The 20135-nt window shown below is 42.2% G+C and carries 18 protein-coding genes; 10 read left to right on the top strand and 8 right to left on the bottom strand.

The genetic code is table 11. From position 1 onward, the window contains the following. Nucleotides 1-2 precede the first annotated feature (2 nt). Complete coding sequence (locus Q7J63_RS15135) at nt 3-1079, bottom strand: 3-oxoacyl-ACP synthase III family protein (protein WP_304887325.1); 1077 nt, start codon at nt 1077-1079, stop codon at nt 3-5. Between the two features lie 146 nt (nt 1080-1225). Beyond that, nucleotides 1226-1861 carry a peroxiredoxin gene (locus Q7J63_RS15140; protein ID WP_304887327.1) on the bottom strand — a complete coding sequence of 212 codons (636 nt, stop codon included), beginning with the start codon at nt 1859-1861 and terminating at the stop codon, nt 1226-1228. A gap of 261 nt (nt 1862-2122) precedes the next feature. On the opposite strand from Q7J63_RS15140, the gene Q7J63_RS15145 reads away from it, so the two are divergent. The 7 genes from Q7J63_RS15145 (at nt 2123) to Q7J63_RS15175 (ending at nt 7684) form a co-directional block, all read left to right on the top strand. Next, nucleotides 2123-2455, top strand: a complete 333-nt coding sequence (locus Q7J63_RS15145; protein ID WP_304887329.1) for an arsenosugar biosynthesis-associated peroxidase-like protein — start codon at nt 2123-2125, stop codon at nt 2453-2455. Then, nucleotides 2455-3498 carry an arsenosugar biosynthesis radical SAM (seleno)protein ArsS gene (gene arsS / locus Q7J63_RS15150; protein ID WP_304887331.1) on the top strand — a complete coding sequence of 348 codons (1044 nt, stop codon included), beginning with the start codon at nt 2455-2457 and terminating at the stop codon, nt 3496-3498. The genes Q7J63_RS15145 and arsS overlap by 1 nt, the downstream gene beginning before the upstream one ends. A gap of 4 nt (nt 3499-3502) precedes the next feature. Beyond that, a complete protein-coding gene (locus tag Q7J63_RS15155) occupies nt 3503-4126 on the top strand; it encodes a TIGR04282 family arsenosugar biosynthesis glycosyltransferase (RefSeq protein ID WP_304887333.1) in 624 nt (207 codons plus the stop codon). Further along, the gene (gene arsM, locus Q7J63_RS15160) at nt 4123-5094 is read left to right on the top strand and encodes an arsenosugar biosynthesis arsenite methyltransferase ArsM (protein ID WP_304887335.1); all 972 of its coding nucleotides are present in this window, start codon (nt 4123-4125) and stop codon (nt 5092-5094) included. Before Q7J63_RS15155 ends, arsM begins: the two co-directional genes overlap by 4 nt. Before the next feature lie 54 nt (nt 5095-5148). Next, nucleotides 5149-5742 (top strand): DUF6134 family protein, encoded by a 594-nt coding sequence (locus tag Q7J63_RS15165; protein WP_304887337.1) that lies wholly within the window; start codon nt 5149-5151, stop codon nt 5740-5742. Between the two features lie 11 nt (nt 5743-5753). After that, a complete protein-coding gene (locus Q7J63_RS15170; RefSeq protein WP_304887339.1) occupies nt 5754-6446 on the top strand; it encodes a TIGR04283 family arsenosugar biosynthesis glycosyltransferase in 693 nt (230 codons plus the stop codon). Nucleotides 6447-6607: 161 nt separating this feature from the next. Then, nucleotides 6608-7684: a VOC family protein gene (locus tag Q7J63_RS15175; protein ID WP_026333851.1), complete on the top strand. Its 1077-nt coding sequence runs from the start codon at nt 6608-6610 to the stop codon at nt 7682-7684. An 81-nt stretch (nt 7685-7765) separates the two neighbouring features. On the opposite strand, the gene Q7J63_RS15180 is transcribed toward Q7J63_RS15175, so the two are convergent. After that, a complete protein-coding gene (locus Q7J63_RS15180) occupies nt 7766-9121 on the bottom strand; it encodes an amidohydrolase (RefSeq protein ID WP_304887342.1) in 1356 nt (451 codons plus the stop codon). A gap of 250 nt (nt 9122-9371) precedes the next feature. Between Q7J63_RS15180 and Q7J63_RS15185 the strand changes: the two genes are divergently transcribed. Then, nucleotides 9372-10343 carry a YheT family hydrolase gene (locus tag Q7J63_RS15185; protein WP_304887344.1) on the top strand — a complete coding sequence of 324 codons (972 nt, stop codon included), beginning with the start codon at nt 9372-9374 and terminating at the stop codon, nt 10341-10343. Between the two features lie 424 nt (nt 10344-10767). Here Q7J63_RS15185 and Q7J63_RS15190 read toward each other — a convergent pair whose 3' ends face one another. The 5 genes from Q7J63_RS15190 to Q7J63_RS15210 all read right to left on the bottom strand — a co-directional run bounded on the left by Q7J63_RS15190 (nt 10768) and on the right by Q7J63_RS15210 (nt 16083). Beyond that, a complete protein-coding gene (locus tag Q7J63_RS15190; RefSeq protein WP_304887346.1) occupies nt 10768-11673 on the bottom strand; it encodes an AraC family transcriptional regulator in 906 nt (301 codons plus the stop codon). A gap of 52 nt (nt 11674-11725) precedes the next feature. Continuing rightward, the gene (locus Q7J63_RS15195) at nt 11726-12595 is read right to left on the bottom strand and encodes a hypothetical protein (protein WP_304887348.1); all 870 of its coding nucleotides are present in this window, start codon (nt 12593-12595) and stop codon (nt 11726-11728) included. Nucleotides 12596-12919: 324 nt separating this feature from the next. Next, complete coding sequence (locus Q7J63_RS15200) at nt 12920-15181, bottom strand: molybdopterin cofactor-binding domain-containing protein (RefSeq protein ID WP_304887350.1); 2262 nt, start codon at nt 15179-15181, stop codon at nt 12920-12922. A 21-nt stretch (nt 15182-15202) separates the two neighbouring features. After that, nucleotides 15203-15658, bottom strand: coding sequence for a (2Fe-2S)-binding protein (locus tag Q7J63_RS15205; RefSeq protein WP_304887352.1), 456 nt, complete (start codon nt 15656-15658; stop codon nt 15203-15205). A gap of 290 nt (nt 15659-15948) precedes the next feature. Further along, the gene (locus Q7J63_RS15210) at nt 15949-16083 is read right to left on the bottom strand and encodes a hypothetical protein (protein WP_304887354.1); all 135 of its coding nucleotides are present in this window, start codon (nt 16081-16083) and stop codon (nt 15949-15951) included. A gap of 446 nt (nt 16084-16529) precedes the next feature. Here Q7J63_RS15210 and Q7J63_RS15215 point away from each other — a divergent pair, with 446 nt between their 5' ends. Beyond that, nucleotides 16530-19757 carry a type ISP restriction/modification enzyme gene (locus tag Q7J63_RS15215; RefSeq protein ID WP_304887356.1) on the top strand — a complete coding sequence of 1076 codons (3228 nt, stop codon included), beginning with the start codon at nt 16530-16532 and terminating at the stop codon, nt 19755-19757. Nucleotides 19758-19778: 21 nt separating this feature from the next. Beyond that, on the top strand, nt 19779-20093 hold the full coding sequence (locus Q7J63_RS15220; RefSeq protein WP_304887358.1) for a hypothetical protein: 315 nt from the start codon (nt 19779-19781) through the stop codon (nt 20091-20093). Nucleotides 20094-20135: the final 42 nt, after the last annotated feature.

Below are 20135 nucleotides of genomic sequence, written 5' to 3' on the forward strand. Positions count from 1 at the left end.
CTTCAGGGCACCAAATAGATCAGCGCATTTACATTCATTCCAGCACCCACAGAGGCCAAGACCAAATAATCTCCCGAATGGATTGCTTGGTCTTCCAGCTCTCCTTTGACTATCATATCATAAAGAATTGGGATTGTCGCCACGGAGTTGTTCCCTAGTTTTGAAATGCTCATGGGCATGATTTTTTCGGGAATGACCTCTACTTCAAACAATTTAAAAGTCCTTGCGAGAATGGCGGCATCCATCTTTGCGTTGGCCTGATGAATGAGTACCTTATTGATGTCTTGGATGGTCAAGCCTGCTTTTTCGATGGTTTGTTTGACCACAAGTGGAACATTGGTAAGGGCATATTCATACAATTTCCTGCCGTTCATTTTCAGGAAGAGCGTGTTGTCTTTAAAATCCGGGTCATAGGAAATATCCATTTTTAGATAATGGGCTTGTGTAAGGGTATCTGTTCGCGTTTTATGAGCGAGAATGCCGATTGGTGTATCCGAAGATTTCCCTTCCAAAATAACAGCACCTGCTCCATCAGAATAAATCATGCTATCGATATCATGTGGATCGGAAATTCGGGACAAGGTTTCAGCTCCAATCACAAGAATTCTTTTTGCGTCACCGGATTTAATGTAATAATCCGCTTGAATCACTCCTTGAAGCCAGCCCGGACAACCAAAGGGAAGATCGTAGGCTACGCAATCAGGGTTCTCGATTTTTAGAAGGTGTTTTACTCTTGAGGCTAGTGTTGGGACCAGGTCGGATTTCTGGTTGTCATGTCGAATATCGCCAAAGTTGTGGGCGACAATGATATAATCGAGTGTTTCTGAATCTATGCCTGCATCGGAAATGGCTTTTTCGGAGGCATAAAATGCCATATCCGACGTATTCAAATCAGGGTCTAGATATCTTCTTTCTTCTATTTCAGTGATTTCTTGAAGTTTGTTGATGATATCTTCATTTTTTTTGAGGATTTTTTCTCCTTTATCATTGAAGAATGAATTTGATAAAAAAACTTCATTTTTAACGACAAGATTGGGGATATACTTGCCTGAACCGATAATAATTGAGTAAACTGACATAGGTGACTTTAGTCTTTTGATTATTTGGTTTGAAAAAATGAAAATTAAGGATTTTTATTCCTAAAAAGGGCATTGACCCCAAATTTTATGTTCAAAAAAAGCCTTCAGTATTCACTGAAGGCTTCAAAAATATTTGTTCAACAGGTTTAAAGATTTGGCTGAGGAGTCATTCTCAGGTAAGGTTTTATTTCTTTGTGTCCTTTCGGGAATTTTGCCGGTATATCCTCGTTTTTGATTGCGGGAGCAATCACTACGTCTTCTCCGTTTTTCCAGTTGGCAGGTGTTGCCACGGAATAATCTGCGGTGAGTTGTAAAGAATCAATGACCCTAAGCAATTCGTCGAAATTCCTGCCGGTACTTGCTGGATACACGATGATGAGTTTGACTTTTTTATCTCTTCCAATGATGAAAACCGACCTCACGGTAAAATTCTCGCTGGCATTGGGATGGATCATGTCATACAAAGTGGATATTTTCCGATCTTGGTCCGCAATGATGGGGAAATTGACCGTTGTGTTTTGCGTTTCATTGATGTCTTTGATCCAATTCATGTGGTCTGGAATTCCATCAACGCTCAATGCCATTACCTTCACGTTTCTTTTTTCAAATTCTTCCTTCAGCTTTGCCACCGCACCCAATTCAGTGGTACATACCGGAGTATAATCTGCAGGATGGGAAAAAAGTATTCCCCAACTATCACCCAGATATTCATAAAAATCAATTGTCCCTTCTGTTGTTTCCGCGACAAAATTCGGAGCCAAATCACCTAATCTTAGTGTCATAATTGAAAGTGTTTTAATTTATTGTTGCCAAAATTTAGAATTAAATATACAAAAAAAATCCTTTTGTAGGAGTCAATGAAAAATGAAACTTTCCGAGGGATGGAAAGTTTTTTTGATTCTTCTTTTACAATCATCCAAGAAACCATAGTTTGTGATTTGAAAAAATAGCAGATCAGAAAATAATCAACAAATTGTGAAACCTTTGATTAAAATAAAAGATTACCTCATCTGACTATCATCCAACATTCGTACATATAGACCATGAAAACATATTACAATTCTGAAGATTTAAAGAAATTTGGTAAAATCGCTGATTTTCAAAAGCCCATGGCGGACAAGTTTTTTGATTATTACGGCGAAGTATTCAAGCCTGGGGCCCTTACAGCAAGAGAAAAATCATTGATCGCTCTGGCCGTTTCCCACGCGATCCAATGTCCCTATTGCATTGAAGCCTACACTGTGGATACCATGGAAAAGGGATGCGATGAGGAACAGATGATGGAAGCCGTACACGTTGCAGCTGCCATTAGGGGAGGAGCCAGTTTGGTTCACAGCACCCAAATGATGAATAAAGTCAAAGAAATATCCATGTAATGAAGTCACTCAAAGCACAAAACCATCCTTTAGCCAGCAGCACCCATGAATTGGAGGTGTTGGAAGCCCAATCGGAAATCACTCCATTTTACAAAAAACTGAAGGAATCCGGATTGTTTCCCCTGAAACCTACCCAGATCGAAGTCCTCCAAATCAACATGGGCAAAATGTGCAACCAAGTTTGCAAACATTGCCATGTGGATGCAGGTCCAGACAGAAAGGAAATCATGACCAGGGAAATCATGGGGTTTTGTCTGGATGTCATCAGGAATGAAAACATCAAAAATGTGGATTTGACAGGAGGTGCACCCGAGATGAATCCTGATTTCAGATGGTTTGTGGAAGAAATCAGGAAAATCAGTGACAAGATCAACATCATCGTCAGGTGCAATCTGACCATCATTGTGGCGAATCCAAAATACAATGACCTTCCGGAATTTTTCAAGACGAATCGAATTGACATCGCATCCTCTTTGCCTTATTTTACTGCCGTCAAAACGGATTCCCAGAGAGGAGAGGGTGTTTTCGAAAAATCGATCAAAGCGCTGAACATGTTGAATGCCGTAGGGTATGGAATCGCGGGATCCGGATTGGTTTTGGACTTGGTCTACAACCCTTCGGGAGCTTTTCTTCCCGCTTCGCAAAGCGACTTGGAATTGGAGTTTAAGAAAAAACTCAGCAGCCAATACGGAATTGAGTTCAATTCCCTATTCACCATTACCAATCTGCCGATCAGTAGATTTTTGGAATATTTGATCCGTTCCGAAAACTATGAGTCCTACATGGAAAAATTGCTGGAGGCCTACAATCCCGTCGCGGCGGCCAATGTGATGTGTAGAAATACCATTTCGGTTGGCTGGGATGGGTTTTTGTATGATTGTGATTTCAATCAGATGCTGGAACTCAAAGTGGAAACCACGGGAAGTCAGCACATTTCCGAATGGAACCAAATCCAATTGTTGAACCGAAACATTGTCGTAAACCAACATTGTTTTGGCTGTACAGCTGGCGCAGGATCCAGCTGTGGCGGCACAACGTCTTAATGCCATGAAAAAAACAAATGGACAAGCGCTGATCGTTTTCCAGAAAAATCCGGTTTTGGGAAAAGTCAAAACCAGACTGGCGGCCACAGTTGGAAATGAAAAAGCCTTGGAAATATATCACCATCTGCTGAAACTGACCTATTCCCAAATCACCCAAATCCAGGAAATCGAAGTCTTCATTTATTATTCCGATTATTTGGAAGAACCACCGGAAAGGGTTTCTTTGGATAGCAACCACCGCAGGGTCCAACAGGGATCGGATTTGGGCGATAGGATGAGAAATGCCTTTCGGGAAGTGTCTGAGGCCGGATTCGAAAACATCGCAATCATTGGTACGGATTGTCCTGAGATAAGTGCTGAAATCATACGGGATGCATTCCTCAACCTGGCCTCTTTTCCGGTAGTATTTGGACCCGCAAAAGACGGAGGGTATTATTTATTGGGTATGAATCGGCTTGAGAACAGCTTGTTTGAGGAAATTCCTTGGAGTACTTCCGAGGTTTTGAAAATTTCAGCAGCAAGATTAAAATATAAAAACATTCCATTCCAATTGCTTCCCATGTTGTCGGACATCGACAATGAGAAAGATTGGAATGCTTACATTCGCTTAACCCTAGAGACAAAATGAGTGATTATTTAGATGAGACCATCAATGTGTACAGAGATGCCGCATTAAAACCAAATGTAGGCCTTTGTTGTACCACCACACCGGTATGGCAACTACCGGGATTGACCATACCCAAAATAATGCAGGAGATGAATTATGGTTGTGGAAGCACCGTGCATCCGCGAGATCTTGTCAACGATCCCAATATCCTGTATGTCGGTGTCGGAGGAGGAATGGAAGTCCTCCAATTTGCTTATTTTTCCCGGAAAACAAATGGCGTGATTGGGGTCGATATTGTGGATGAAATGCTGACGGCCTGTGATGTAAACCTTATCGAGTCTGAATCGGAGAACGATTGGTTCAAGCGGGATTTTGTCTCCCTGAGAAAAGGATCCGCACTTGCACTCCCAATTGAAGACAATTCCATCGATGTGGCAGCCCAAAACTGTTTGTTCAATATCTTCACCAAGCAGGATCTTCAAAAAGCATTGAAGGAAATGTACAGGGTTTTGAAACCCTATGGAAGACTGGTTTTGAGTGACCCAGTTACAGACCAGGAAATGCCGGAGACGCTAAGAAATGATGATCGCCTGAGGGCGCTATGCCTAAGCGGTTCACTTTCCCTTGAGGAATACCTCAAAATGATCACCGATGCCGGATTTGGAACGATGGAAGTTCGCGCAAAGAGGCCTTACCGCATCCTTGCGCCAGGACAATATGACACCAAAGAAATGATCTTTTTGGACAGTGTGGAAGTTTGTGCCATCAAAGACCCAATGCCATCCGATGGGCCTTGTATCTTCACCGGAAAATCCGCGATCTATTATGGAACTGAGGATTATTTTGATGACGATAAAGGACATGTCCTGCTGCAAAACCAGCCCTTGTCCATCTGTGACAAAACTGCCAATGCACTCATGGATTTAGGCAGGCAGGATATTCATATTTCACCGGCGACCTTCTTCTATGATGGAGGGGGTTGCTGTTAAGGTAAATTTTTCCCATCTTAGAAAACCTTTAAAGAAACCCAAGGGTGTCGAAACATGAAAAAATTGCTTTTCCTTTCTCTTTTGACTTTCCTGTGGTCAAACAAGACCTATAGTCAAGAAAATATCAAATATGATATTTCCGTGGCTGGAATTTCCATTGGAGAATTGAATGCCAAGAAAAACACAAAAGATAAAAATACAGTCTATGAGCTCACCAGTTTGGTGAGCTTTTGGTTTTTTGGAAATATATCCGTCAATTTTGAAATCATCAGCCATTATAAAGACAATCTCTTGGTGAAGTCGAGAACAACAACAAAATCCAACAGGGGAGACTTTTTTTCCAAAATTGATTGGATCAATGAGCAGTATGAAATCTCCGCGACCAGCTACAAGTATGAATTGGACACCGCACTGGCCAACCCATTTTATTTCAGTTCTTCCAAACTGTATTTTGAAGAACCCATCCTGCATGCCGTATTTATGGCCGAAAACTATGGGCTTTCTTCCCCTATCAAGAAAAAAGGAGATTACTATGAAGTAGATGTCAACGGCAACAAAAACAAATTCTACTATCTCAATGGCAAATTGGAAAAGGCAATCATGCAAAGCCCCATCAAAAACTATGTCATCAAAAGGAAAAGCAACTGATTTTTTTAAACATGCGGCTTAGTATCATCATTCCCGTATTGGATGAATCGGAAAACCTGCAGTGCACGATTCCGACGCTTTTTAAGATTGGAGGATCGGATCTACTCGAAATCATCGTGGTGGATGGCGGTAGTAGGGACGAAAGCAAAGAAATTGCCCGCACACTTGGAGCCAAAGTGCTCAACTCCGAAGTAAGGAGCAGGGCGGCGCAGATGAATCTTGGTGCAAAATATGCCCAAGGCGAAATCCTTTATTTCGTCCATGCAGATGTTAGGCTCGTTCCGGGTTTTGTAAAGGAGATCCAGAATGCCATTTCGGTTGGGTATGCCGCAGGTTGCTTTCGGTACCGATTTGATTCACCCAAACTGATGTTGCGTATCAATTCATGGTTTACGAGGTTCAATGGACTTTTGGTGGGTGGTGGTGATCAGACACTTTTTATCGGGAAATCAACTTTCAATGCTCTTGGAGGTTTTGATGAGCATTATACCATCATGGAGGATTTTGATCTGGTACGGAAAATAAAAAGAAAATATACGTTCCGATTGCTTCCCAAGAGCATCCTGGTTTCCGCGCGCAAGTACGAAACCAATTCCTGGCTTCGGGTTCAGTGGGCAAATTTGGTGGCCTTTCTCATGTTTTTCCTGAAAATCCATCCGCAAAAGATAAAATCGACCTACAAGAGAATGTTGGATTATAGATAAATCGTTATGTTTATGCTTTGTGATGCCAGTGGATTGCGGTTTTAGCCGAAAAATAGTTTGAAGATCAATAGCCCAAGAAGCTTTCCGTCCTCCATGGCATAAAAAAAGCTTTGATTTTGCCAAAATCACCAAGAGCGAAAATCAAAAAAATAAAGCGGAAAATGACGAAGCATCCAGAACTTTTGCCTTTCATCAGTGGCATACAACAAATTGGAATTGGCGTAAAAGATGCCCACGAAGCTTGGGATTGGTATCGGAAATACTTCAAAATGGATGTTCCGATTTTTGAAGATGCCGCAACTGCCAGTTTGATGACCAAATATACTTCCGGAAAGGCGGAAGATCGGTATGCCATCCTTGCCCTGAACCTGCAGGGAGGAGGAGGTTTTGAGATTTGGCAATACACTTCGATCACACCACGAGCTGCAGATTTCCATATTACTTTGGGAGATCTTGGTGTTTTTGCGGTAAAAATCCGGACCAGGGATATATCGGAGACGTATAGGTTTTTTAAAAGTGAAGGATTGGATGTCATCGGTACGCCTACCATGTGCCCAGATGGAAGACAGCATTTTTACCTCCGTGATCCTTATGGGAATATGTTCGAAATGGTGGAAAACAGCTCTTGGTTCAACCAAAATGGTGATCTCACAGGAGGAGTGGCCGGTTGTGTGATAGGAGTATCCGATATAGAAAAAGCGTTGCCATTGTACCAAAATGTACTGCGCTACAAATTTGTCAGCTATGATAAAACAGCTGTTTTCGAGGATTTCAATCAAGTCTCAGGAGGCAATGACCAGTTCAGAAGGATTTTGCTTCAGGGTGAAAATGAAAGAAAAGGGGCATTCAGCAAATTGCTTTGCCAGACAGAAATCGAATTGGTGGAAGTCAAAACCCGTGAACCCATTAAAATCTTCAGGGATCGGAATTGGGGGGATTTGGGTTTCATCCACCTTTGCTTTGACATTTGGGGAATGAAGGCACTTTCCGAAAAATGCACAAAAATGGGATTTCCGTTTACCGTCGATAGCAGCAACAGTTTTGATATGGGAAAAGCCGCGGGCCATTTTTCGTATGTGGAAGATCCGGATGGAACGCTGATCGAATTTGTGGAAACCCATAAAATCCCCATCATCGAAAAATTGGGATTGTATTTGAACATGAAAAACCGGAAGCCTGAAAAACCGCTTCCAAAATGGATGTTGAAAATGCTTTCCCTCAACCGAAAGAAAAACTAAAAAGCGGAACGTGCAATGCGTTCCGCTTTCCTTTAACTTAAGTATTATTTCTTAGACCTTCCTGCATCACACAGGAAGGTTTTATTTTTTATGGTCCATCATCACCTCATCTCTTTTCAGGATTTCCATTGCAAAGAGACTCATGGCTTTTACCCCGGTTTTGATGGTGGGCTCCGGAAGGGGAGCGAAATATGGGGAGTGTAATCCGGGCAAATCCAGTCCTTTTTCCTTCGCGTTTTTGAAAGTCTCGGGATCTGTGGCGCCTAGATAAAACATGGAAATGGGAATGTTTCTTTCCTGGAGTCCAAAACGGCTAAAATCCTCTCCGATCATTTGTGCCTGTACTTCCTGGACCTTATCTTCTCCGATATTGTTTTTGAATACCGAAACCATCTTTTGTGTCAATTCGGGATCATTGAGCAAGGCTGGTGTATAGGGATTTCGGATCCAATACGTCGGCAATTTATCCTCCGACAAACCGGCTGCCTTGGCTAGGTTTTCGCTGATTCTCTTGATGCTCGAGATCATTTCTTCCCGCACTTCAGGAGAATAAGACCTAAGGGTCAACTGCATTGTCACTTCATCCGGGATGATGTTATGGACAGATCCTCCATGGATTGATCCCACCGTGACCACTGCGGGTTCGGTTGGGGCGATTCTCCTGCTCACGATTGTCTGATAGGCCTCAATCATTTGGGCACTTAAGACAATCGGGTCAATTGTCGTGTGGGGCGCCGCTCCGTGTCCGCCTTGCCCATAAACCGTTACGTTCATCATGTCCACGCCAGCCATCAAAGCACCTGATTTATAACCCAGCATTCCTGCCGGCAAGAAAGGATCATCGTGAAGTGCAATGGCATAATCAGGATGGGGAAAGCGTTCGTACAGTCCATCATTCATCATGTTCCAGGCACCCATTCCGTTTTCCTCGGAAGGTTGGCCTACCATCAAGAGCGTTCCTTTCCAATCGTTCTTGAATTGCATCATCATTTTGGCAGTGCCTACGAAAACACTCATGTGGATATCATGTCCGCAGGAATGCGTGATGAAGGTTTCTTTTCCATCGTTGGTGATTCCTTTTTTGGTGCTGGAATAGGGGAGTCCCGTCTTTTCCTCCATCGGCAAGGCATCCATGTCCGATCTGATCAGCAAGACTGGTCCTGGGCCGTTTTTGAACATCCCGACCACTCCATAGCCCCCAATATTTTCAGTCACCTTATAGCCAAGATCCCGCAGTTCCTTGGCCATCAAAGCGGATGTTTCTTTTTCCTGAAGAGACAATTCTGGATTTTGGTGGAGATGCTTGTACAATTGATCGAGTTGAGGGTAAATTTTGTCAATCGATTCATCTATGGATTGAGCTTGTAAGCACGTGGAAACAGAAAAGAACAATCCAAAAAGGGTAGGCAAGGCAATCTTAAAACAGAATAATTTCATTTAAATATATTTAGTTTATGTGTGTATGCAATGGTGTTTTGGTAACTCAATAAAGTCTTGGCAAGAGACTGAAATATCCGATTCTTCGGTCATCCGACTTCAATCTTCCGTCTTCGGTCTTCCAACTTCGGTCTTCTGTCTTCGGACTTCCAACTTCGGACATCCCACTTCCAATCCATCAATTTAAATCAAAATATTCAATCTTAAGGGATATGTGATTACTTTCGTTCTTCAAACATTGTCTTTTTTTATGCCTATAATTTCCCAATCCACCTATTCGGGCCCCCCGAAGCATTTGTTCAATGGACACCTGGAAACCATTGTCCCCAGTATTTTCAGGAAAATAGAAGGACTTCAATACCTTAGAGAAAGGATTTTGACGCCTGACGATGACTTTTTGGATTTGGATTGGTCAAAAGTAGGAAGCAAAAAACTCCTGGTGATTTCCCATGGATTGGAGGGAAGTTCTGACCGCCACTATGCCAAGGGATTGGCAAAACTTTTCAATCAAAATGGCTACGATGTCTTGGCTTGGAACAACCGCTCCTGCGGGGGTGAGATGAACAAAGCGCCCATTCTATACCATCATGGCGCTTCCTATGATCTTGAGACGGTGATGCAACATGTGGAGAAAAAAGGAAGCTACCAGGAATACTATCTGGTTGGCATCAGCATGGGAGGAGCCCAAACTTTGAAATACATCGGGGAAAGAGGTGTTGACCTCAATTCAAAGATTAAGAAAGCAGCCGTTTATTCCACGCCATGTAACCTTCCTTCGAGTGCGGCGATGTTGAAATTGGAAGGGAATGCATTTTATAAGAACCGGTTTTTAGGGAAATTAAAGAAGAAAATGCTCCTGAAAGGGATGCAATATCCGAATATGGTGGATTTGGAATTCCTGAAAAGGGTGAAGGATTTCGACACCTTTGACACCCATTTCACGGCAAAAGTCCATGGGTTCAAGGACGCCAAGGATTTCTACCAAAGCGTAAGTGCAGACAATTGGATGGCGGGCATCCAAATCCCCACCTTGATCATCAATGCCATCAATGATCCTCTTTTGGGAGATGCATGTTATCCCGTTTCATTGGCAGAAAAGCATGCGAAGATTTTTCTGGAAATGCCAAAAAGGGGAGGGCACACCGGATTTTTGGTCAAAGGACAAGAGTTTACCTGGGCTGAAATCCGGTTTTTGGAATTTTTGGAAGGGAAAGATTATTAGGGGATTTTTAAAAATCCGCAATGGCTGTAGTTGCTACTCCACCCAAATATTGTTGCTTTCATCCTGGAAAACATCACGCCATAAGCCTTTTCCAATGGATAAGTCAAAACGAAGTCCGATATCAACCGCACTGGGTGTAGTTTCAACTCCACCCAAATATTGGTGAATCCCCAATGGAATACCTCACGCAATTAGCCATTTCCAATGGCAAAAGGAAAAACGAAGTCCGGCTTCAAGCAAATGTTCTTCCTACTCGAATTACAAATTCGAAGGAAAGGAAGGCGAAGTGGCATACTACGCCTAGCGCTTTCACTGGGTGTAGTTTCTACTCCACCCAAATATTGATTAATTCCCAATGGAATGCCTCACGCCATAAGCCATTTCTAATGGCCAAGGCAAAAACGAAGTCCGACTTGAACCATTTTTAAGTTATATTCCTGAATTTCAGAGGGCTTGTTCCCAAGTGCTTTTTGAAGAAATTGTTGAAATGGGTAACTTCGGTAAAACCCAATGCATAAGCGACCTCCCCAACGTTCCAAGTACTGTGTTTCAACAATATCTTGGCTTCTTGTAAAACACGGTCTGAGATCAGCTGTGAAGTGGTTTTCTGCATTGTTTCTTTGAGGGCCCTGTTCAGATGATTGACATGGACGTTGAGTTGATTGGCAAAATCGGAAGCGGTTCGCAAATTGATTTTTGGATGGTGCTCTTCTATTGGAAATTGACGTTCAAGAAGTTCCATAAACAGTGCGGAAATCCTCTGAGAAGCATTGATCTGTTGCTTTTCGAAGTTGGTGGAAGGTTGCATTTTTAGTCCATAATGCAACAATTCAAAAACCAGGTTTCGCAGAATATCATATTTGTATTTGTATTCCGAACGGATCTCTTGTTCCATTTTTACAAAAATCGACTCAACCTCAATTGCCTGTTCATCGGTCAATTCAAATACATGGTTTCCATTCGGCTGGAAAACCTCATATTGGTTTAAATTGCCAAATTGATGGAAAAATTGTTGGTTGAATATACAAAATACTCCGCTTCTGATATCATCGATGTGTTCCCATTTATAGGGGATATAGGGATTGGAAAAGGAGAGGGCTTGTTTTTTTACTTCGAAGATCTTGTCTGCATAATGGACTTTGCTGTTTCCCTTCACGAGCATAATTTTATAGAAATCCCGTCTTTTGTAAGGAATGACTGGTTTGCCATTTTCCCCTATAAGCGGCTCAATCCTGAAAATATTGAAGTGTCCGATTTCGTTCCGGAAATTTTCAGGCATCCAGTTGAACTTCCTTTTGTAAAACTCGGCTAAACTTTCGGTTTTTTCCATTTTGATTGGAATCGAATGATAAGATAGATTTTGAATTCCTTTCCTGACAATATTAATTATTTCTGGCGAAGGTTTTATGGAAGGAATAATTTAAACTCACATTCCATACCCAATCCTTGTTTCCGATGATATCGGATCTTAGGCTTCTGTTTACGATTGAACCAATTGCAAGTGGGAAATTCCTTTTCGCAATGAGTACAGAAGTGTTTGCATAATAGCCGTCTCTTTCATCCATTTTGAGATAAAATACCTGGGGTCTGATGTTGAGATAAATCTGATCAGACAAGTGGATGTCGGAGAAGTTCATATTGAAAGCCAAAAACTGGGTGTTCTTAGTCAAGCCTTGGTCCAAACCCAATGAATGAAGGTAATACAGTCCAATCTTCACTTTTTTTGAAATATTGTAACTGGGTGATACCTCGCTGGCAAAAAATCTTTGGGCAACCATCAAATCATTTTTAAACCCGTTTGTTGACAAGACTTCCCTAAATACAAAAGCCGGATGTACACCCATATTGAGGTTGAATTTTTCAGATTTGATCACTTTGTACCTCCACCACAGGATAAAAGACCAAGGTTTTCCATCCATTGCAAAGCGGATTTCCGGGTCAAAACTCAACCTTTCTCCTCCCAATGACAATTCGAAAACAACAGCGGGTCTTCCGAGAGAAAAGGTGGGGACCAATGAAATGCCATTGTTGGTTGCACTGATATTGCCTCTGAAGGTATAGCTTGGTTTTTCGGTTTCATCTGTTTGGGAAAAACCGACAGAAGCCAAACCGAAAATCATGGTTAAGATCAACCCCAACTTCAGAATGGATTTTCTTTGATTCCTCTTTGAAAGCATTGAACGAACAACGGACAATCCATCAACTTTTGTCTTATATGGATTGTCCAGGAATGGAGGGGGTAGCATATTCATAATGAAGGATCTTGCAGTATTTTAACGATGTAAAATTACCGCTAGACCCTTAACCGTTTGAACAGAATTCAAACCGATTCTTACAAAAATCAAACAATGAATTTTTGTTGTCTCCGCACTGGGTGTAGGTTCTACTACACCCAAATATTGATGCATTCACCCTGGAAAACTTTACGCAATAAGCCATTTCCAATGGCAAAAGGAAAAATCAATCCAGCTTCATCCGAATGCTCCTTCTTATCGAATTTCAAATTCGAAGAATAGGAAGGCGTAGTGGAATACTACGCCTAGCGCCTGACACTACGCCTAGCATTACTTTTCAAATCACATTTTCAGATTCTGCATCTCCAACTGTGGAGCAAAAGGCTGATCGTAATACCGCCTGCCCGTTGCCTTGTAGAGCGAATTGGCCAAAGCCGCAAAGACGGGAGGGAAGAAAGGTTCGCCCAGTCCTGTCGGATCTTCCTTGCTGTCCACAAAGTGAACTTCAATTGCTTTCGGTGCTTCGGCCTGCCGAATCATCCGGTATTTATCAAAATTAGTCTTGTTTGGCACGCCGTTTTCAAAAGCTAATTCGCCAAAGAAAGCATTGCCGATTCCATCCACAATCGCTCCTTCACCCATATTGATTGCAGCATCTGGGTTGACCACGATGCCACAGTCCACGGCTGCATAGACTTTTTCCACCAGGGGTTTGTTGTCTTTCATGACGATATCCAATACTTCGGCGACGTAGGAGTTGTGGCAAAAATAAGCCGATACACCGCGGTGTACATTGTCCAGAGGACTGTTCCATTTGGATTTTTCGCGCACGAGTTCCAATACGCCTGCATAGCGAGCAGCATTATAATCATTTTTTTCTCCTACCGGATTGGTTTTAGCCCTATCCAAGAGTTCAAGCCGGAATGCAATGGGATCTTTTTCCATTACTTCTGCAAGTTCATCCAGAAAGGATTGCTCTGCACTTGCGATAAAATTGGACCTCGGTGCCCTAAAGGCTCCAATGGTGATGTTGGACTCAATCTGCCATCCTTCTGCTAGATAATGGTCGATCGCGCCGGCAGGAAATCTGTTTGGGGCAATAGGCGTTTCAGGAATTCCACCTGCCTTTACATGGAAAGCAATCAGTTTGTTGTTTTCATCCAAGGCTGCACGGTAAGTGGCAGAGTAGGTAGGACGGTAAACCCCTGAAGTCATGTCATCTTCCCGCGTGTAAACCATCTTTACCGGAGCATTTACTTTCTGGGAAATCAAGGCAGCTTCTACCATGTGGTGGCTATAGGCCCGTCTTCCAAAACCTCCACCCATTCTCGCCAAATTGATCTGAATGTTTTCTTTGGGAATCCCCAAAGCCTGAACCAAAGTACCCATGATCGATTCAGGTGCTTGGGTAGGTCCATAAACCACAGCTTTGCCACCGCTGACATCAGCAAAGCAGTTCATGGGTTCCATGGTATTGTGTGCCAAAAAAGGAGCCGAATAGGTGCGCTGGAGCACTTTTGCAGCTTTTTTAAACTGTGCTTCCGGATCTCCGTCACGTCTGAGAATATTTCCGGGCTTGGTCGTATATTCAGCCATTTTGGCTTTGTGGTCGGCAGAGTTTTCCAGGCCTGACGGAATTGTACCTGTGGATTTATTTCCTCCGAAATCGGTCATGGCGAAGCTGGACTGTGGCGCATTTTCCCATTCGACTTTCAATGCTTTTTTGGCCTGAAGCACTTCCCAGGTGGAATTGCCGACGATCGCCACCATCTCAGGGAAAGTGGCAGTATCGAAAAAATTGCGCTCGTAATCTTCACTGAATACTTTAACAGAAAAAATATCCTTGATTCCCTGCATGGACTTCACCGAAGAAGCGTCAAAGGATTTCAGCTTCATCCCAAAAGCCGGTGGGTGGACGATCGCACTGTACAGCATCCCATCCACTTTATGGTCAATCGAGAAAAGGGGTTGACCGGTGACAATCTTTAGCCCGTCCACGTTCTTTTTGGAAGTTCCGATGATTTTGAAATCCTTGATCTCTTTCAATTTCACTTCTTCCGGCACAGGCATTGTGGCTGCCAAAGATGCCATTTCCCCATAGCCAGCTTTTTTGTTGCTGGATTTATGGTGGATTGTTCCGGCTCCCGTGGTGATTTCACTTGCGGACACTTTCCAGGTTTGGGCTGCTGCGTTGACAAGCATCATTCGGGCTGTTGCTCCGGCAGTTCGCAAGGGCGTCCAGCCTTGACGAATGCCCTGGCTTCCTCCTGTAAACTGGCGATCGTATCGCTCAGGATAGAAATCTGCCTGCTCGACAAATACATTTTTCCAGTCAATGTCCAATTCATCTGCCAAGATCATCGGCATGGAGGTTTTGACATTGGAGCCAAATTCCGGATTGGGAGAGAAAAGTGTGACAGCTCCGTTTTCTCCGATTTTGATATAGCTATTGAGTTCAAACCATTCCTTGGGCATGCTCAACACTTCTTTTGGTGTGGGTTTACAACCCGCCAGCCAACTAAAGCTAAGGACCATTCCTCCACCTGCAAGGGCAGAAACCTTCAGAAAAGAGCGTCTGTTTATGGATGTTTTTTCGATTGACATGTCTTTGTGGGTTAAATGTGCTTAAGAATTTGCAGCTGTTTTGACAGCAGCTTTGATCCGGAGATAAGTGCCGCAGCGGCAAATATTTCCGTTCATCGCATTCTCGATTTCTGGATCACTCGGATTTGGGTTTTCTTTCAAAAAAGCGACAGCAGTCATGATCTGCCCAGATTGACAATATCCGCATTGCGGTACGTCATGTTCCAACCAGGCTTTCTGAACCGGATGGTCTCCATTTTCAGAGAGTCCTTCGATCGTTGTGATTTTTTGATTTTCTATGTTTGATACCGGCATTTGGCAGGAGCGCACGGCCACCCCATCTAAATGAACGGTGCATGCACCGCAAGCTGCTATCCCGCAGCCATATTTGGTTCCAGTTAAATTTAAATGGTCCCGCAACACCCATAAAAGGGGAGTAGCGGCATCTACCTCTACCTCTTTGGATTTATCGTTGATATTCAGATTGAATTTTGCCATGGTATTGTCTATTTTTAAGAATGGGTAAAAGACGGTTTTTTTAAAGTAATTTCATTACTGCTTTCAAACAATGTGTTACGAAAATCAAACACATTGTAAATGAAGCAGCCATAAGTTCATCAATAGCTCTTCTTCATGCTTTGGGCATCTTGGAAAACAGACCTTTAATTTAAGCTTTTCAAAAACGGGAATCTAGGAATTGCTGATTAAACCCGTTTTTCCAATTTCATTCCTGCTTGGAATTGCCCAATAATCATTCTTTGTTTACTGTTTTTTGATTACCTATTCTGCTACTTCAATTGGTCTGATTTTCCTGCAGTTTCAACAGCCCAATACTCGTTTTTCCCAAATTTCAATTCCCAAAAAAATCCCCAGCATTCCCCCGCTTTTTCAAACAAGGTGGAGAGTTCAAAAAGGCTTTCCATTTTGTTTTATCCGCAAAACAAAAGCATAAAATGTTTTCTGCAAAAAACATAAAATCAAATGGTAAGATCTGGAATAAAATCCTGAACAGTGGTGAACAAGAGTGCAAAATATGACTTTCAGCAAACGGGCAAGTTTCTACTTCAAATAGGATAAGCGTCGGAACCAGAACCCCGCTCAATTCCTGTTTTTTTGGGATGAATGCCTCAAGGGCTTGAATATTTTTTTGTCAAATCACGGACTTATCTTGTCTTTCCTCTTCGCAAGGCCATAATAAAATAATGAACTGATTTTTAAATAATTAATTTACCTAAGTCAGGTAAGTTTGCGTATGTCCATATTTTGTTAGTTATTGGTGATAAATGGCCAAAAACAAAAAATTGGCAAAATACCCGTCCATGATATTTTTTGTTTCCCTTCCCTTTCATCCTTTTTGAAGATTATTTAAATGAGTGTACTGATCAATAGTTATCTGGAAAATCTTAATAAGCGTTTCCGTCTTGGTAATGGAACTGAACATACCTTTAGAGGTGATCTTCAACACTTACTTGAATCGCTTGTTCCCGATACCAGCGCCACCAACGAACCCAAACGTCAGGCCTGCGGTGCTCCAGATTACATTTTGACCAACAAAAAAGGAATCCCAGTCGGTTATATCGAGGCCAAAGACATCGGAGATCTTGATTTGATTGGAGCAAAAAAGAACGGAAACAAGGAGCAGTTTGACAGATACAAGGCTTCTCTGGAAAACCTGATCTTTACCGACTACCTGGAGTTTGTTTATTACCGCAATGGCGAACTGGCCACTTCCATTCGAATCGGCGTCATCGATCAGGGCAAAATCCTTCCGCTTCCGGAGAATTTTCCAGCCTTCGAACTCCTGATCAAGGAATTCACCACGCATATCGGGCAGACGATCAAGAGTTCCAAAAAGCTCGCCGAGATGATGGCGGGCAAAGCCCGTCTTCTTGCCAATGTGATCGAGGCCGCACTCGAAAGCGACGTGGAAAATCAGGACAATTCCACCTTGAAGGACCAACTGACGGCTTTTCAGGAAATCCTCATTCACGACATTACGCCCAAGCAATTTTCCGATGTCTATGCCCAGACCATCGCCTGCGGGATGTTTGCGGCTAGGCTATACGATACTTCCTTGGATACCTTTAGCAGACAGGAAGCGGCCGAATTGATTCCGAAGTCAAATCCATTTCTGCGAAAGCTCTTTCAATACATCGCGGGCTATGACCTCGACGAACGGATCACCTGGATTGTGGATGCACTGGCGGATATCTTCCGCGCGGCTGACGTGAATGCCATCCTCAAGAACTTTGGTAAGGCCACCAAAATGGAAGATCCCATCATCCACTTTTACGAGGACTTCCTGACCCAATACGATCCCAAGCTTCGCAAGCAGCGTGGGGTCTGGTACACGCCCCAACCGGTGGTGAACTTTATCATCCGTGCCGTGGATGAGATCCTGCAGACGGAATTTGACTTGCCAATGGGTTTGGCCGATACTTCCAAGACCAAGATCAAAATCCCCATCCCGACCCATGACAAGCGATTCGCGGGAGGCATGCGGGAATTCGAACAGGAAGTGCATCGGGTCCAATTTCTCGATCCGGCCACGGGGACGGGAACTTTTGTGGCGGAGGCGATCCAGCAGATCTATGACAAGATGAAAGGGCAGCAGGGTCTCTGGAACAGCTATGTGGAAAATCACCTGCTTCCCCGCATCAACGGCTTCGAACTCCTGATGGCTTCCTACGCTATGGCCCATCTCAAGCTGGACATGCTGCTCAAGCAGACAGGCTATACCGGAACCAAAAACCAACGCTTCCGCATCTATTTGACCAACTCCCTGGAGGAACACCACAAGGATAGCGGAACCCTCTTTGCCAACTGGCTCTCGACAGAGGCGACAGAAGCCAATCAAATCAAACGGGATGCACCTGTGATGATAGTGGCGGGAAATCCGCCTTATTCGGTTAGTAGTACAAATAAGGGAAAGTGGATAGAAAACTTGGTTGCGGATTATAAGAAGGATCTCAATGAGCGAAATATCCAACCACTTTCTGACGACTACATCAAATTCATACGATATGGACAGCATTTTATAGAAAAAAATGGATCTGGAATTTTAGCATTTATTACCAATAATAGTTTCTTGGATGGAATAATCCATCGACAAATGCGGAAGAATCTCTTAGAGACTTTTGATAAAATTTACATCATCGATTTGCATGGGAATTCAAAGAAAAAAGAAACAGCATTAGATGGCTCAAAAGATGAAAATGTATTTGATATTCAACAAGGTGTTAGTATAAATTTATTTATAAAAAGAAAACACAAGAGTAATGAGAAAGTAGGTAAAGTGTTTTATTCTGAAATTTTTGGAAAAAGAATACAAAAATATTCCTTTTTAAATGAAGGAAGTTTGTCAAAAATAAAGTGGAAGGAGCTTGATTTAGAATCACCACATTTTTATTTCACAATAAAGGATTTTTCTGGAGAAAGTACTTATGATAGTTATTTTGAATTGTCAAAAATTTTCAAAACAAATTCAGGGGGAATCAAAACACATCGTGATCATTTTGTGATTGAGTTTAAAAAAAATGACAGAGTAAATAGATTAAAAGAATTTTTAGACTTAAGAGTTAATGATGAGGAAGTTATTAAAAAATATTCTTTGAAAAAATCAAGTAATTTTCAGCCTGATTTGGCTAGAAGATCAATTGTATTTGAAGAGAAAAAGTTGACAATTATAGATTATAGAGTTTTTGATAAAAGAATTTGTTATTATGAATTAAAATTGATCGATAGAGGGAGAGAGTCCGTAATGAAACAATTTATTGAAAAGGATAATTTGGGACTTATCGCAATGAGACAATCAAGAAATGGAGAACAAGGAGCTTATTGGTTAACAAAAAGTATTATAGGGAAGGATATTGTTTCCTCTTTAGATACTGGAACAGTATTTCCCCTCTACCTCTATCCAGAATCTTCCGGTCAGTTAAGTTTAAGTTCAACCAAATCCCGCACCCCCAATTTAAATCCAGAAATCGTGGATCAGATAGTCAAGGGTTTGAAATTGACTTTTGTACCAGAGAAGGTAGAAGAAGTGGAAGTTTGCTTTGCCGAAAGTGGAGAAGTGATGCCCGAATATCGGCAGAGTTTCGCCCCGATTGATTTGTTGGATTACATCTATGCCGTGTTGCATTCACCTACCTATCGGGAGACCTACAAGGAGTTTTTGAAGATTGACTTCCCGCGGGTACCATACCCGACAGATGCGGAAACCTTCTGGAAGTTGGTCGCCTTGGGCGGAGAACTCCGACAGCTACACCTGATGGAAAGCCCAAGTTCCAGTCAGCTGATCACCCAATACCCCATATCAGGCGAAAATGAGGTAGAGAAGATCAAATATGAAGACGGAAAAGTCTACATCAACGCCGAACAATACTTCGACTCCGTCCCCCAAATCGCCTGGACCTTCCACATCGGCGGCTACCAACCCGCCCAAAAATGGCTCAAAGACCGCAAAGGCCGAACCCTAGACTTTGAAGATATTATGCATTATCAGAAGATTATTAAGGTGTTGGTTGAGACGGAGAGGGTGATGGTGGAGATTGATGGGGTGGGAAATATTATTGACAATGACTTGAAAAACAATTAATAAAATTTAATCTACTATAAAATGAAAGTTATAGCTAAAGAAGTATTCACTCAGAAAATTGGAGATTCAATGTTTTCAGTTTTCGAATTGGAAGACAATAATATTGTTGCAATCTTATATGATTCAAATCATCCTAAAATTAACCTTTATAAAATCGATAAAAATGGAAAACTATATTTTGAAAATAATGATGGAAAAAGAGACTGCGAAGTTACTGTCATTGAAGGTATAAAAATTAAAGAGGTGCAAAATCTTAATGATAAGATAATAAAATTTCTATCTAAACAAGATCTGAATGAAAAGGATAATGACATTGATAATAACAAGAATCACTGAAATAAGAAGTGTGAAATAAATTATTTTAACATTAAAATATAA

Source organism: Rhodonellum sp. (assembly GCF_030656585.1).
GTDB lineage: Bacteria > Bacteroidota > Bacteroidia > Cytophagales > Cyclobacteriaceae > Rhodonellum > Rhodonellum psychrophilum.

Coding starts and splice junctions, on each gene's coding strand:
- Q7J63_RS15135 (WP_304887325.1), bottom strand. CDS start 1,079: ATGTCAGTTTACTCAATTATTATCGGTTCAGGCAAGTATATCCCCAAT.
- Q7J63_RS15140 (WP_304887327.1), bottom strand. CDS start 1,861: ATGACACTAAGATTAGGTGATTTGGCTCCGAATTTTGTCGCGGAAACA.
- Q7J63_RS15145 (WP_304887329.1), top strand. CDS start 2,123: ATGAAAACATATTACAATTCTGAAGATTTAAAGAAATTTGGTAAAATC.
- arsS (WP_304887331.1), top strand. CDS start 2,455: ATGAAGTCACTCAAAGCACAAAACCATCCTTTAGCCAGCAGCACCCAT.
- Q7J63_RS15155 (WP_304887333.1), top strand. CDS start 3,503: ATGAAAAAAACAAATGGACAAGCGCTGATCGTTTTCCAGAAAAATCCG.
- arsM (WP_304887335.1), top strand. CDS start 4,123: ATGAGTGATTATTTAGATGAGACCATCAATGTGTACAGAGATGCCGCA.
- Q7J63_RS15165 (WP_304887337.1), top strand. CDS start 5,149: ATGAAAAAATTGCTTTTCCTTTCTCTTTTGACTTTCCTGTGGTCAAAC.
- Q7J63_RS15170 (WP_304887339.1), top strand. CDS start 5,754: ATGCGGCTTAGTATCATCATTCCCGTATTGGATGAATCGGAAAACCTG.
- Q7J63_RS15175 (WP_026333851.1), top strand. CDS start 6,608: ATGACGAAGCATCCAGAACTTTTGCCTTTCATCAGTGGCATACAACAA.
- Q7J63_RS15180 (WP_304887342.1), bottom strand. CDS start 9,121: ATGAAATTATTCTGTTTTAAGATTGCCTTGCCTACCCTTTTTGGATTG.
- Q7J63_RS15185 (WP_304887344.1), top strand. CDS start 9,372: ATGCCTATAATTTCCCAATCCACCTATTCGGGCCCCCCGAAGCATTTG.
- Q7J63_RS15190 (WP_304887346.1), bottom strand. CDS start 11,673: ATGGAAAAAACCGAAAGTTTAGCCGAGTTTTACAAAAGGAAGTTCAAC.
- Q7J63_RS15195 (WP_304887348.1), bottom strand. CDS start 12,595: ATGAATATGCTACCCCCTCCATTCCTGGACAATCCATATAAGACAAAA.
- Q7J63_RS15200 (WP_304887350.1), bottom strand. CDS start 15,181: ATGTCAATCGAAAAAACATCCATAAACAGACGCTCTTTTCTGAAGGTT.
- Q7J63_RS15205 (WP_304887352.1), bottom strand. CDS start 15,658: ATGGCAAAATTCAATCTGAATATCAACGATAAATCCAAAGAGGTAGAG.
- Q7J63_RS15210 (WP_304887354.1), bottom strand. CDS start 16,083: ATGGAAAGCCTTTTTGAACTCTCCACCTTGTTTGAAAAAGCGGGGGAA.
- Q7J63_RS15215 (WP_304887356.1), top strand. CDS start 16,530: ATGAGTGTACTGATCAATAGTTATCTGGAAAATCTTAATAAGCGTTTC.
- Q7J63_RS15220 (WP_304887358.1), top strand. CDS start 19,779: ATGAAAGTTATAGCTAAAGAAGTATTCACTCAGAAAATTGGAGATTCA.